The organism is Desemzia sp. AGC72 (assembly GCF_057334175.1).
On the sequence record NZ_JBHFIG010000021.1, the window covers coordinates 18,077 to 31,746 of the forward strand.

Annotated in this window: 12 protein-coding genes; 9 read left to right on the plus strand and 3 right to left on the minus strand. The window is 36.0% G+C overall.

The genetic code is table 11. The features are described 5' to 3' along the window. Positions 1 to 161 precede the first annotated feature (161 nt). Positions 162 to 752: a CYTH domain-containing protein gene (locus ACE025_RS09005; protein ID WP_485939357.1), complete on the minus strand. Its 591-nt coding sequence runs from the start codon at positions 750 to 752 to the stop codon at positions 162 to 164. Between the two features lie 162 nt (positions 753 to 914). Between ACE025_RS09005 and yjbM the strand changes: the two genes are divergently transcribed. The 4 genes from yjbM to mgtE are packed head-to-tail and all read left to right on the plus strand — an operon-like array spanning position 915 to position 4,633. Further along, positions 915 to 1,502 (plus strand): GTP diphosphokinase, encoded by a 588-nt coding sequence (gene yjbM / locus ACE025_RS09010; RefSeq protein ID WP_485939358.1) that lies wholly within the window; start codon positions 915 to 917, stop codon positions 1,500 to 1,502. 46 nt (positions 1,503 to 1,548) lie between these two features. After that, positions 1,549 to 2,361, plus strand: coding sequence for an NAD kinase (locus ACE025_RS09015; RefSeq protein ID WP_485939359.1), 813 nt, complete (start codon positions 1,549 to 1,551; stop codon positions 2,359 to 2,361). Then, positions 2,351 to 3,238, plus strand: a complete 888-nt coding sequence (locus tag ACE025_RS09020; RefSeq protein WP_485939360.1) for an RluA family pseudouridine synthase — start codon at positions 2,351 to 2,353, stop codon at positions 3,236 to 3,238. Before ACE025_RS09015 ends, ACE025_RS09020 begins: the two co-directional genes overlap by 11 nt. Positions 3,239 to 3,271: 33 nt before the next feature. After that, positions 3,272 to 4,633, plus strand: a complete 1,362-nt coding sequence (gene mgtE / locus ACE025_RS09025) for a magnesium transporter (protein ID WP_485939361.1) — start codon at positions 3,272 to 3,274, stop codon at positions 4,631 to 4,633. Between the two features lie 83 nt (positions 4,634 to 4,716). Here the strand turns inward: mgtE and ACE025_RS09030 are convergent, their stop codons facing one another. After that, positions 4,717 to 5,151, minus strand: a complete 435-nt coding sequence (locus ACE025_RS09030) for a GNAT family N-acetyltransferase (RefSeq protein WP_485939362.1) — start codon at positions 5,149 to 5,151, stop codon at positions 4,717 to 4,719. Positions 5,152 to 5,411: 260 nt separating this feature from the next. On the opposite strand from ACE025_RS09030, the gene ACE025_RS09035 reads away from it, so the two are divergent. The 5 genes from ACE025_RS09035 to ACE025_RS09055 all read left to right on the plus strand — a co-directional run bounded on the left by ACE025_RS09035 (position 5,412) and on the right by ACE025_RS09055 (position 13,237). Next, positions 5,412 to 7,547: a type IA DNA topoisomerase gene (locus ACE025_RS09035; RefSeq protein WP_485939363.1), complete on the plus strand. Its 2,136-nt coding sequence runs from the start codon at positions 5,412 to 5,414 to the stop codon at positions 7,545 to 7,547. Positions 7,548 to 7,679: 132 nt separating this feature from the next. After that, on the plus strand, positions 7,680 to 8,717 hold the full coding sequence (locus ACE025_RS09040) for a M42 family metallopeptidase (protein ID WP_485939364.1): 1,038 nt from the start codon (positions 7,680 to 7,682) through the stop codon (positions 8,715 to 8,717). A 65-nt stretch (positions 8,718 to 8,782) separates the two neighbouring features. Further along, positions 8,783 to 9,907, plus strand: coding sequence for an AI-2E family transporter (locus tag ACE025_RS09045; protein ID WP_485939365.1), 1,125 nt, complete (start codon positions 8,783 to 8,785; stop codon positions 9,905 to 9,907). Between the two features lie 125 nt (positions 9,908 to 10,032). Further along, positions 10,033 to 11,406: an FAD-dependent oxidoreductase gene (locus tag ACE025_RS09050; protein ID WP_485939366.1), complete on the plus strand. Its 1,374-nt coding sequence runs from the start codon at positions 10,033 to 10,035 to the stop codon at positions 11,404 to 11,406. Positions 11,407 to 11,653: 247 nt separating this feature from the next. Further along, positions 11,654 to 13,237 carry a peptide chain release factor 3 gene (locus ACE025_RS09055; protein ID WP_485939367.1) on the plus strand — a complete coding sequence of 528 codons (1,584 nt, stop codon included), beginning with the start codon at positions 11,654 to 11,656 and terminating at the stop codon, positions 13,235 to 13,237. Positions 13,238 to 13,366: 129 nt separating this feature from the next. Here ACE025_RS09055 and ACE025_RS09060 read toward each other — a convergent pair whose 3' ends face one another. After that, entirely contained in the window at positions 13,367 to 13,642 is a 276-nt protein-coding gene (locus ACE025_RS09060; protein WP_485939368.1) for a DUF1827 family protein, read from the minus strand. Positions 13,643 to 13,670: the final 28 nt, after the last annotated feature.

Genomic DNA, 13,670 nt, shown 5'->3' on the forward strand with positions numbered 1-13,670 from the left:
TTTTAGTGTCTGCCTTGACTCTTTGTGGCAACATAGACACTTTATCAAAAATAAACGAAAAGTTATAATGGACTGAATCAAAAAATGAAAAAAAAAGACAAGTTTGTAACAAACTTGCCACAAATTTTACATGAATCCCCAACTAACAAGGTTTTTAGTCTTCACATTTCGTTCTTTTTGTCCAATGCATCTTTCATACGAGCTATTTTATTCTTTCCGACTCTTCTTGGGATAGCGTGTTTTTCTAGAAACTGATTGAAAAATAATAATCCTTCATGGTGATCTTGTGCTTCAAATTCTAATTCATAATCTAATTTGTCTGCATAGGTACTTTTATCAAGAACAAGAAGACCCTCGGGTGCAGCTTTTTCAAATCTTACGGTCTTTAAAGAACCGATAACATGTAAATCTTCTATGATAATGCTCAATTCCGTTAATTTTCTTCCTACCATACCGTCTTTTTTGATGGTATCAGCGGCTAAATAAGCGTGTGCTTCCTCTAAAGTCAACTGGTCCGTCGTTTCTAGCAAATGCAATCCAAGAGGAGTTTTTAGAGTCAATTCAGCGGTTTGCGGCAGCATTCTGATTCTCAGCCCTGAATTCAGTTTTCTTAAGCGATTATCTGCAGTGTCAAAATAATGATTTTCTTGTGAAAAAAAATCATTTTTTTTCGCATTGAACTCGTTAAGAAGCTGATTATATTCTGACTTGCTGAGTAGGTTTTTAAATTCTATTTCTAATTCTTCGCTCACAATATTCTCTCCTTATTGATGATTTCTTTTTATCGCATCTAAAGTATTTTACCATAATTGGGACTGACTTGAAGTTTCTTCTTTGTTTTAAAATGTGTTAAACTAGTACTATTGAGAATTAGAAAGCAAATCGATAAGAAATAGGTAAAGAAGGTTGCAGCTATGATTGAAAACTGGTCAGAATTTTTATCGCCTTATTCACAAGCCGTAGAAGAGTTGAAAGTGAAATTAAGAGGAATACGAAGACAATATCACACAGAAAATATACACAACCCCATTGAGTTCGTCACAGGTCGAGTAAAACCCATAGAGAGCGTTTTAGGGAAAATGAAGTTGCGTGATATCTCTTATGAAAGTCTAGAATATGAAATGCAAGATATTGCCGGGATGCGTATCATGTGTCAATTTGTGGATGACATAAGGGACGTAGTGGCATTGATCAAGAAACGAAATGACATGAAGATCGTTGAAGAAAAAGATTACATCTCTCATAAAAAAGATAGCGGGTATCGCTCGTATCACATTATTGTAGAATACCCGGTACAACTGATAGATGGAGAGAAGAATGTATTAGTAGAAATACAAATCAGAACACTGGCTATGAACTTTTGGGCAACGATAGAGCATTCATTGAATTACAAATACCAAGATGATTTGCCGGAAGATTTGAGAACCCGCCTTGAAAGAGCAGCAGAAGCAGCGTTCAGATTAGATGAAGAAATGTCTCAGATTAGAGAAGAGATTCGTTAAAAAATAAAACATAAAGCAAAATGGCTAAGTCAGGAGGAGGGCAACTGTGAGAGTAGGAATAGTGAGCAATGATAGTAATAAATCAGTTGCATTGGTAAAGCAATTTCGAGAAACAGCACTTCAAGCTGGATTGACTTTAGACAATAAGAATCCAGATGTGGTCGTTACAGTGGGCGGAGACGGGACGTTGCTGTCTGCTTTTCATCGATATGCCCATTTATTGAATCAAGTGCGCTTTGTGGGGGTTCACACAGGTCATTTAGGTTTTTATACCGATTGGCGAGACTATGAGATTGATGATTTAGTTCAAAGTTTAGTAAGAGATAAAGGAGAGAGTGTCAGTTATCCTCTATTAGATGTTTCCGCGATTTATCAAGGGAGAAAAGAACCTGCACATTTTCTTGCACTAAATGAGTCTACGATCAAACGACTGGATGGAACGATGGTGTGTGATGTGTACATTAAAGATGAGCTTTTTGAACGGTTCAGAGGTGATGGAATGTGTATTTCAACGCCAACAGGCTCTACAGGATACAATAAATCTGTAGGGGGAGCTGTGATCCATCCACGAATCAATGCACTTCAAATTGCAGAAATAGCGTCGATCAATAATCGAGTATTTCGTACATTAAGTTCTCCAATGATCATTCCTACCGATGAATGGCTGACATTGAGACCAGTAACATCTGAAGGATTTGTCTTAACAATCGATCATTTGACGTCCTCAGAAAAAAATATTGTAGAATTATCTTATCGTGTTGCGAAAGAACGAATCCATTTTGCTCGATACCGTCATACCCATTTCTGGAATCGTGTCGAATCGGGTTTTATAGGAGCGAATAAACAGAATGATCTTTAAATGGCAATATGAAAATGAACAATTGATACAAGTGAAATCTTTTTTAAAGGATCAAGGAATTTCTAGAGGCTTGTTAGCACAAGTAAAATTTCAAGGCGGAAAAATAGAAGTGAACGGCCATGAGGTAAATGCAGTGTATAAATTAAGCAAAAATGATATAGTAAAAGTTACGGTCCCAGACGATGAAGGAACACCTAATATCCTTCCTTCGGCTTTACCGATTGATATCGTCTTTGAAGACGACCATTTTTTGATCGTCAATAAGCCGGCTGGAGTAGCTTCTATACCTTCAAATGTACATCCAAAAGATACGATGGCTAATCGAGTAAAAGGTTACTTTATTCGAAAACAATATTCAAATAAAGTTATCCATATAGTGACCAGATTAGACAGAGATACATCCGGCTTGATGTTCTTTGCTAAACATCGTTATGCTCATGCGTTGATCGATCAAGCATTAAGAGATAAAGAAGTTACAAAAAAATATACAGCAGTTGTATCTGGTCGGTTAAAACAAACACACGGTTACATTGATGCTCCTATTGCTCGCACAAGTGATTCAATCATCACCAGACGAGTACATGAAAGCGGGAAAGCTGCGCTAACGGAATACTGGGTGAAAAAAGAATATTCGGACAGTTCGTTGGTGGATATTCAATTGCATACAGGCAGAACTCATCAAATAAGGGTTCATTTCAGTTGGATGGGGCTTCCCTTGATCAGCGATACCCTTTACGGTGGAAAAGTGAATCCATGGATCAAACGACAAGCGCTACATTGCCGTGAGCTGATATTTTATCATCCATTTTTAAAGGAAAGAGTAACGATCACCGCTGATTATCCTCAGGATTTTCAAAATTGGAAACAACAACAATAAACATGCTTTACCTAGTAGAAAGGAAGAATTTTAGTGAACGATAACTCAGAAAAAATCGAAGACAAATTGCAATTTTTAAGAGAATATTTATTAGCTGGGGATATCAATAATTTCAGAAGATACTTTCTTTCGCTACATACTTATGATCAAGGACAATTCTATTTGTCATTAGCTAATGAGGAAAGAAAAAAAATCTATGCTTTTCTTTCACCTGAGGAAATGGCTGACTTATTTGATACGATTGAAGAAGATGAAGAATTCATTGAAGATTATCTGCAAGAGATGAACATTCAATATGCAGCAGATATGTTAAGTGAGATGTATACAGATAATGCCGTAGATATTTTAAATCAGTTAGAGCAAGAACAGCAAAAAGAATACTTGGATCTGATGCCTCTTGATGAAGCGGAAGAAATTAGTGATTTATTAGTGTATGAAGATAATACAGCTGGATCGATCATGACGACTGAATTTGTTTCTATTGCAGCGGGATTGACGATCAAAGAAGCTTTACTAGAAGTGAAAAAACAGTCTGAAGATGCAGAGACGATTTACTATTTATATGTAGTGAATTCGAAAAGACAACTTGTGGGCGTTTTATCATTAAGAGATCTGATCACCAGAAAAGATGATGAGTTGGTAGAAAACGTTATGGGAACAAGATTGATTTCAGTCCAAGTGACTGATGATCAAGAAGAAGTCGCCCATACTATTCGTGACTATGACCTGTTAGCTGTTCCTGTTATCGACTTAGTAGATCGTTTAGTTGGTATTATTACGGTAGATGATATTATCGATGTTATTGATGAAGAAGCAAGGAGCGACTATTCTGGTTTGGCCGGGGTCGATGTAGATGAAAGATCAGAAAATCCTTTTGTGGTGGCTTCTAAGAGACTTCCTTGGTTAGTAACATTGTTGTTCCTTGGTATGGGAACTTCAACATTGATCAGCAATTATGAAAATATGGTCAGTGAAGTCAGTATATTGGCCGTCTTTATTTCTCTGATTACAGGAACTGCTGGGAATGCTGGAACACAATCGCTGGCGGTAGCTATTCGGAGATTAGCTGAAAAAGAAGATAAAACCAGAACGATTGGTCGAATGATCGTGTCAGAGTTGTCGTCAGGGCTGATTACAGGCTTAGTGACGGGGATAACGGTTTTCTTGCTTGTAGGGATCTGGCAATCGAATATGATTTTAGGATTAGTTATTGGTATAGCTATGTTGTTTGCCATAACCATAGCCAATTTAGCTGGAAGTTTTATCCCAGTTCTGATGGATAAGTTAGGTTTTGACCCAGCAGTGGCCAGCGGACCGTTCATTACTACTTTAAGCGATTTGACCAGTGTATTTATTTACTTTAATATTGCTGCATACTTTTTAACGGTTTTATAAAACCATACTTTTTGGTAAGAAATAAAGTAAAAGGAAGCTGAGACTGTCTCAGCTTCCTTTTGCTTTATTGAATAAAGATCAAATTATAATTGTTTTGCCATTGCGTGATGAGGAATTCCTGCATCCATAAATCCATTTGGGTCAGTGATGGTAAACCCTAACTTTTCATAGAAGGGGATAGCATAATCTTGAGCTTCTAGAATCATGGCGTTTCCGCTAAGGGAAATAACATATCGTTCAACTTCTTGCATGAGCTGCATCCCTACTTTTTGGCCGCGCAGTCCATAATCTACAGCTACGCGCTGAATCTTATAAGTATGAGGTGTTTTTTCGTAAATACGAGCAGTAGCAATAGCTTGTTGATGGTTGTATCCAACAACATGGGTCGTTTGACTTTCCAGCTCATCTACTTCCAATTCCATCGGTACTTTTTGTTCTTCTACAAAAACTTTTTTTCGTAGAGCTAGAGAGTCTTTATAGATAGGAGAATCAATATCTGTTGTCCATTCAAAGTTCATTTATCCAGCCTCACTTCTTTCTATTTGATAATTAGAGTAACATAAGGAAGATGAAAGGACAATTTCAAAATAAGTTTTTTTCTATTTGAATCATTTTTGCATCATGGATAAAAATAATCAATTTTTTATCAAAAAAACGGCAATGAATAAAGTATTATATAATTAGCTGAACTTTTAAAGGTGTATGTTGAAACAACTAATCAAACTTAGAATGAAATTATAAAACATATTAAAACATCTAATTGAAGGTAGTGAGAAACATGAAAAAAGTAGTTTTAGCAGAAAAACCTTCCCAAGCACAAGCGTATGCTGAATCATTTGGAAAGTATACTAAAAAAGACGGTTATATCACCTTGTCTTCATCAAATGACTTTGTCATCACTTGGGGGTATGGTCATTTAATTGAATTAGCACCGCCTGAGACATATAAAAAAGAATGGAAAAAATGGAGTATGAAGCAATTGCCCATCATTCCAGAACAGTTTCGCTTTAAAGTAGGATACGGTAAAGCTAAGCAATTTACGATTGTAAAAAACTTATTAAAAGAAGCAGATGAAATCATTATTGCTACGGACAGCGATAGAGAAGGAGAGAATATTGCCCGTTCTATCATTCACCAAGCGAGAGCTGAAAATAAAATCATTAAGCGTTTATGGATCAATTCGTTGGAGACGGATGAAATTCAAAAAGGGTTTGCTCGATTGAGAGATGGCAAAGAGTTTTATTCTTCTTATATTGAAGCGCAGACTAGACAAGTGAGTGATTGGCTGGTAGGAATCAACTTATCTCGGTTTTATACGTTGTCTTTACAAGCAAAAGGCATCAATGAAGGAGTTTTCAGCGTTGGTCGTGTACAAACGCCAACATTGTACATGATTTATCAGCGGCAAAAAGAAATCGAAAAATTTGTTCCGCAACCATTTTTTGAATTGCATGCAGAAGTTACAGCGGAAAAAGGTGGATTTAAAGCGAAATACAATAAAAAATTCCAAACAAAAAAAGATTTGCTGGATATGATTCAAAAATATGACTTGGCTGCCGTCAATCCGGGGAGAATATCTGCTGTAGAGACAAAAAGAGTTTCTCAACCCTCACCATTGTTGTTCTCACTGAGCGACTTGCAAAGTTTGATCAACAAAAAATACAAAATCAGTCCTTCTGATACATTGAAACATGTCCAGTCATTGTATGAAGCCAAATTATTAAGTTATCCCAGAAGTGATTGCAGACACATCACTGGATCAGAGTTCAGTTATTTGCTGGAAAAAAGAACAGACTACGAGCAATTATTGAGCTACAAAATAGAACAGCCGAATATTAGTAAAAGAAAACGTTACGTAGATGATTCAAAAGTCCAAGAACACTATGCCATTATCCCAACTAAGAAAACACCTACGCAAAAGCAATTGGATAAGTTATCTTCTATACAAAAACAAATTTATTATACCGTTTTGAAACGAACGCTAGCCATGTTCGAAACGAATTATGTATATGATGAAACTAAAGTCACGGTAGACATCAAAGGGCTTGATTTCTTGAGTAAAGGAAAAGTAAATTTAGAAGAGGGATGGAGAAGATTGGAATATTCTTCTTCTAAAAAAAAAGTTGGAGATGAACAGTTGGAACTTCCACCGTTAAAAAAAAATGAGATAGTGGAAACTGAGCTGAAAACATCAAAAGGAATGACTACCCCTCCTAAGTTCTATACAGAAGGAACATTGATCACAGCTATGAAAACGTGCGGGAAAGAATTAGAAAATGAAGAAGAAAAAGAAATTTTAAAAGAAACTGAAGGTATCGGTACAGAAGCGACCAGGGCGAATGTTTTAGAAACACTGAAGCATCAACAATATATCGAAGTCAAAAAGAATACTGTTACCGTTACTCAAAAAGGCGAAATACTATGCGAGGCAGTGGAGGACACGTTGTTAAGCAGCCCGGAAATGACAGCGAAATGGGAAACCTATTTAAAGAAAATCAAAAGTGAAGAAGGTACCCAAAAAGCTTTCTTGACAAATATTGAACAGTTTATTCAACATACACTGACTGCAGCTGTTCAAACGTTGAATACTCATGATTGGTCTGATAAAATGACAGCTGTAAAATCAGATAATTCGGTTATAGGTGTTTGTCCGAAATGTGGAGAAACAATTATCGATAAAGGGAAAATTTACGGATGCACTGGATATAGTAAAGGCTGTACGTTTTTGATCCCTAAGAAATTCATTGGAAAATCGCTCTCTTCTGCTACTGTAAAAAAAATATTGGAACAAGGAGAGACTCAAATTTTAAAAGGATTTAAAAAGAAGAATGGGCAGATTTTTTCAGCAGCTTTGATGATAAATGAAAAGCAAGAATTGACTTTTAAACCGTTTGATAAAAAAGAAACAAACTAAGATTTGCTGGAAGAGTCAAATAGGCGGAAGATTAACTCATTGTTCTTAGACTACGTTCATACCTTCTTTCTTTCTCTGACACTTTAGCTTATACTGAAAATAATAAAAATTGAATAGAATGGAGCAAAATTGATGTCTGAACAAACGATTGACAAAGTGAAACAGTTAACGAATATAGCTTCTCCTACAGGAAATACTTACGAGATCATCTCCGTAATCAAAAAAATGATGGAAAAAGAAGGATACAAGCCTGTCGTTAACCGTAAAGGAAGTTTAATGATAACGGTGGAAGGAACAAACAAAGAACAAGAGCGGTTCATTACAGCCCACGTTGATACATTAGGAGCAATGGTACGTGCAATCAAACCGGATGGAAGATTGAAAATCGATTTAATTGGCGGATTCCGCTTTAATGCAATAGAAGGAGAATATTGCACGATCCATACTACTACAAACGGCGAGACCTACAAAGGAACCATACTTATGCATCAAACCAGTGTACATGTCTATAAAGATGCTGGAGAAGCTGAAAGAAATCAAGACAATATAGAAGTGAGAATTGATGAAAAGGTCAAAACAGCAGAGGAAACTAAAGCATTAGGGATTTCTGTAGGAGATTTTATCAGTTTTGATCCGCGTACGGAAATTACGGAATCAGGATTTATAAAATCACGTCATTTGGATGATAAAGTGAGTGTTGCTATTTTGCTGCAGTTTCTATCAAAATTGGCTAAGAAAAAGATCACTCTTCCTCATACTACACACTTCTTTATTTCGAATAATGAAGAGATCGGTTATGGCGGAAATTCCAATATTTCAGATAAAGTTGTTGAATATTTAGCGGTAGACATGGGAGCTATGGGAGATGACCAACAAACAGATGAATATTCTGTTTCGATCTGTGTAAAAGATGCCAGTGGACCTTATCACTATCAATTTAGAAGAAAACTGACTCAACTGTGCGAAAAACATCAGATCCCTTATCAATTGGATATTTACCCTTTTTACGGCAGCGATGCTTCAGCAGCGATGAAAGCCGGCGCAGATGTTCGTCATGGATTGATTGGAGCTGGAATCGATGCCAGTCATGCTTATGAAAGAACACACAATGATTCGATCGAAGCTACTGAGAACCTGGTAGAAAAGTATTTGTTATCTGTTATCGACTAATGAAATTTTTATGTCATCAATATGTAGATCAACCATTATTTTTTAAGAAAGAGGAAAGAAATTAAATGAATAAATTTAAGGACTCCCAGTTAATGTTTTGGTCTGTTTGGTTGTTAGTCATCGTGACCATCTTTTATATCATGACCCAGATCAATTTTGTTTTTTATCCCGTAACAACGTTTATCGCTACATTATTTTTACCAATTTTGACAGCGGGATTTTTGTATTACTTATTAAATCCTATAACTTCTTTATTGGAAAAAATTAATATCAAAAGAAAAATTGCTGCTCCAATCATCATATTGGCTTTTATCAGTGTTGTGATAATTTTAATTCTGACATTGATACCAGCTATTATCACACAAGTAGCGCAATTATTAGAGAATCTGCCTAAAGTCGTTGCTGACCTTGAAACACAATTGACAAAATGGGAAGAGCAGGAATGGTTCCAAGAAATCAATGTAGATGAATTGATTGATTCTTTTGGACTAAGTATAAAAAGTGTTTCGGATTTTCTAATCACTAATGTTACTTCTAGTTTAAGTTCTTTAGTAGGTATAATTGCCAATACAGCGATTTTTGTCGTAACTGTCCCGATTATTCTTTTTTATATGTTTCGGGATGGTGAAAAATTACCTCAAGCGATCTCACGTTTCTTGCCGGCAGAATATCGAACAGAAATGATCGGCTTACTAGGTCAAATGAATCAAACGATTTCTTCATATATAAGTGGGCAAGCTTTAGTTTGTTTATTTATTGGGATTTTCACTTATCTGGGATATATGCTTATTGGATTACCGTATGCTTTGTTATTTGGCTTGATTGCTGGAGTAACCAATATCATTCCATATTTAGGACCATTTATTGGAGCTGCACCGGCTGTCATTTTAGCTTTAACGATTTCTCCAGTACAAGCATTAAAAGTAGCTTTGGTCGTATTAGTCATTCAACAAATTGAAAGCAATCTGATTTCGCCGAACATTATTGGTAAATCGTTAGACATTCATCCGTTAACGATCATCATTATCCTCTTGGTTGCAGGAAACTTATCAGGAGTGTTAGGAATGATCATGGCAGTTCCGACATATGCGGTAACAAAAACCATTATCATTTACTTGCACAATATGTATAAATTGAGAAAAGAGTTTAGGTACGCAAATTTGAAAAAAAATACACGAACTTCCGACTAAAAGCATTGACAAGTTTGTGAAGAGTGTAGTATTCTATTAGCTGTGGTTAAGAACACTAGGAGTTCTTAACATAAAAAATACCGTTAGAAATGATCCGTATAAGTGATCTAATAGGAGGATTCATAGTGAAAGTAGTCGTTGTAGGATGTACGCATGCTGGAACATCAGCAGTAAAAACTATTCTTAATGAGCATCCAAATACTGAAGTAACTGTTTTTGAACGAAATGACAATGTGTCATTCTTATCATGCGGAATCGCATTGTATGTTGGTGGCGTTGTGAAAGATCCAGCAGGTTTATTCTATTCAAATCCTGAAGAATTAACTGAAATGGGCGCAACTGTTCACATGGAACATAACGTTACAAATATTGATACTGTTGCTAAAAAAGTTACTGTAGAAAATATGCAAACTGGTGAAGTTTTTGAAGAATCATACGATAAATTAGTGAATACAACTGGTTCTTGGCCAATTGTTCCTCCTATTTCTGGAATTGAATCTAAAAACATTTTATTATGTAAAAACTACAACCAAGCAAATGAAATCATTCGCCAAGCAAAAGACAAACAAAAAGTTGTCATCGTTGGTGGAGGTTACATTGGTATTGAATTAGTAGAAGCTTTTGCAGAAGCTGGAAAAGATGTTACGTTGATTGATGGATTAGACCGTATTTTAAACAAATACCTAGATCCAGAATTCACAGATATCTTAGAAAACGACTTGCAAGAACGTGGAATCAAATTAGCGTTAAACCAAACTGTAAATGGCTTCGAGGCGAATGAAAATGGTGAAGTAACTAAAGTTGTCACTTCTGAAAATTCATTTGAAACTGAAATGGTTATCATGTGTGTTGGTTTCCGTCCAAACAACGAATTGTTGAAAGACAAAGTAGACATGTTGCCAAACGGGGCTATTCTTGTTGATGAATACATGAGAACAAGCGACAAAGATATTTATGCAGCTGGAGACAGTTGTGCAGTTCATTACAATCCAAATGGTGGATCTGCATACATTCCATTAGCAACAAATGCTGTGCGTATGGGAACTTTAGTTGGTAAAAACATTGTTGAACCAAGTGTTAAATACCGTGGAACTCAATCTACTTCTGGATTGTACTTGTTCGGTTTCAACATCGGTTCTACAGGAGTAAACGTAAACAGTGCTTCTCATTTCGGATTAGATGTTCGTTCAGTTGTAGTTGAAGACTACTACCGTCCAGAATTTATGCCGACTAATGAAAAAGTATTGATGAAATTAGTTTACGAAGTAGGAACAAACCGTATCGTTGGTGGACAAGTAATGTCTAAATACGACGTTACTCAATCAGCTAATACATTGTCATTAGCTGTACAAAATAAAATGACTATCGAAGATCTAGCATATGTTGATTTCTTCTTCCAACCAGTATTTGATCGTCCTTGGAACTACTTGAACTTGCTTGCTCAAGCAGCAGTAGAACAAGAAAGAAAAATAGCAAAAGGTACAGAAGTAACTGCTTAACATTGAATTTAAAAGTACGAAAAACGACTGGAGTCTCACTCCAGTCGTTTTTCTGTTGTATTGCATATAGTTTTGAAACAGTTCTGTGATACAGATTTATCTCGCTCTCATTTTTAAATTATGTTATAATTAATTAGTTGTAGATAAGTAAAGCTTGATTATTGCAGAAAAGATTCTTAGTAGCAATTGAATTAAGAGGTTCTGCTTATATAAAAAAACAAAAGAAATTTAAAAGAGGGATTTGAATATGAAACAAACATTAAAAGAAGAAGTGGCATCTCGTAGAACTTTTGCGATTATTTCTCACCCGGATGCTGGGAAAACGACGATCACTGAACAGTTGCTCCTTTTTGGTGGCGCAATTCGTCAAGCCGGTACGGTAAAAGGGAAAAAGTCTGGAAAATTTGCTAAATCGGACTGGATGGAAATTGAAAAACAACGTGGAATTTCAGTAACGAGTTCAGTGATGCAATTTGATTATAGCGACAAAAGAATCAATATTTTAGACACTCCTGGACATCAGGACTTTTCTGAAGATACGTATCGTACTTTGATGGCGGTGGATAGTGCAGTAATGGTTATTGATAGTGCCAAGGGGATCGAGCCGCAAACGAAGAAATTATTTAAAGTTTGTCGTATGAGAGGTATTCCTATTTTTACATTCATCAATAAATTAGATCGTGACGGAAGAGAGCCTTTAGACTTGATTGATGAACTGGAAGAAGTATTGGAAATCGATGCATATCCCATGAATTGGCCGATCGGTATGGGGAAAGGTCTGTTAGGGCTATATGATCTATACAATAATCGAGTGGAAGTGCATCGTCCTGAAATCAATGGGTTAAACGGAGAGGCGTATGCGCCATTAGATGAAAACGGAGAAATCATCGGAGATCATCCTTTAAAACAATACAGCTTATACGACCAAGCTCTTGAAGACGCTCAGTTATTGAGTGAAGCTGGGAATGAATTTTCGAGAGAAAAAATCCAAGCTGGAGAATTGACGCCTGTATTTTTCGGTTCTGCATTGACCAACTTTGGTGTACAAACGTTCTTAGATACTTATCTAGAATTTGCGCCAGGTCCGGCTTCTCATGAAACAAAAAATGAAGAAGAAGTAAGTCCTTCAGAAGAAAAATTTTCTGGATTTATCTTTAAAATTCAAGCTAATATGGACCCAGCTCATAGAGACCGAATCGCTTTTGTACGAGTTTGTTCTGGGAAATTTGAACGTGGAATGGACGTCACTTTAGCGAGAACAGCTAAAAAAATGAGATTATCTAATTCTACTCAGTTTATGGCTGAAACACGAGAGATAGTAGAGCATGCTGTTGCAGGGGATATTATTGGTTTATATGATACTGGGAACTTCCAAATCGGAGATACGATTTATGAAAACAATTTAAAAATCGAATTTGAAGATTTGCCGCAATTTACTCCTGAGTTGTTTATGAAAGTTTCTGCTAAAAACGTTATGAAACAAAAATCATTCCATAAAGGTGTTCAACAATTGGTACAAGAAGGAGCCATCCAATTGTATAAGACATACCATACGGAAGATTACATCATTGGAGCAGTTGGTCAGTTGCAATTTGAAGTGTTCCAACACAGAATGTTGGGTGAATATAATTCAGAAATTATTATGTCGCCAATGGGGCACAAAATCGCTCGTTGGATCGATGCCGATGATTTAGATGAGAATATGTCGTCTAGTCGAAATATTCTAGCGAAGGATCGTTTTGGTAACCCGTTATTCTTATTTGAAAATGAATTTGCAATGCGTTGGTTCTCAGATAAATATCCGAATGTTGAATTAAAAACATTGATGTAAAATACTCATAAAAAAACGACCACTGAATTATTCAGTGGTCGTTTTTTTATGAGTGAAAATGAGACAGGGAACTTAGACAATTGAAATAAATGCGGGTTTCTGTCTGTTGGACTTATACCGCTGATAAAATCAGCGTTTAATAGAAATTTCTACAAGGTGCGGAGCTTCAAAGATTTCTACTTTGTTCGGATCAGTTTCTAAAATACGTTCAATAGCATACTGGATTTCAGTGCTTTTTATATTTCTTTTCTTGTTTTCAAGAATAACATCCTCGTGTGTAGGAGCACCAGAGAAAATTACTGTGGTAGGACCTAATGAAAAGACTTTTATAAAAACGGCATCAGTATTTTCCAACTGACTATTCACTAAAAGAGAATGGCTATTGGTTACATCAATTAATTTCATGTTGTCCACCTCATTCTTATTAAATTTT

Coding starts and splice junctions, on each gene's coding strand:
- yjbM (WP_485939358.1), top strand. CDS start 915: ATGATTGAAAACTGGTCAGAATTTTTATCGCCTTATTCACAAGCCGTA.
- ACE025_RS09035 (WP_485939363.1), top strand. CDS start 5,412: ATGAAAAAAGTAGTTTTAGCAGAAAAACCTTCCCAAGCACAAGCGTAT.
- ACE025_RS09055 (WP_485939367.1), top strand. CDS start 11,654: ATGAAACAAACATTAAAAGAAGAAGTGGCATCTCGTAGAACTTTTGCG.
- ACE025_RS09040 (WP_485939364.1), top strand. CDS start 7,680: ATGTCTGAACAAACGATTGACAAAGTGAAACAGTTAACGAATATAGCT.
- ACE025_RS09020 (WP_485939360.1), top strand. CDS start 2,351: ATGATCTTTAAATGGCAATATGAAAATGAACAATTGATACAAGTGAAA.
- ACE025_RS09060 (WP_485939368.1), bottom strand. CDS start 13,642: ATGAAATTAATTGATGTAACCAATAGCCATTCTCTTTTAGTGAATAGT.
- ACE025_RS09045 (WP_485939365.1), top strand. CDS start 8,783: ATGAATAAATTTAAGGACTCCCAGTTAATGTTTTGGTCTGTTTGGTTG.
- ACE025_RS09030 (WP_485939362.1), bottom strand. CDS start 5,151: ATGAACTTTGAATGGACAACAGATATTGATTCTCCTATCTATAAAGAC.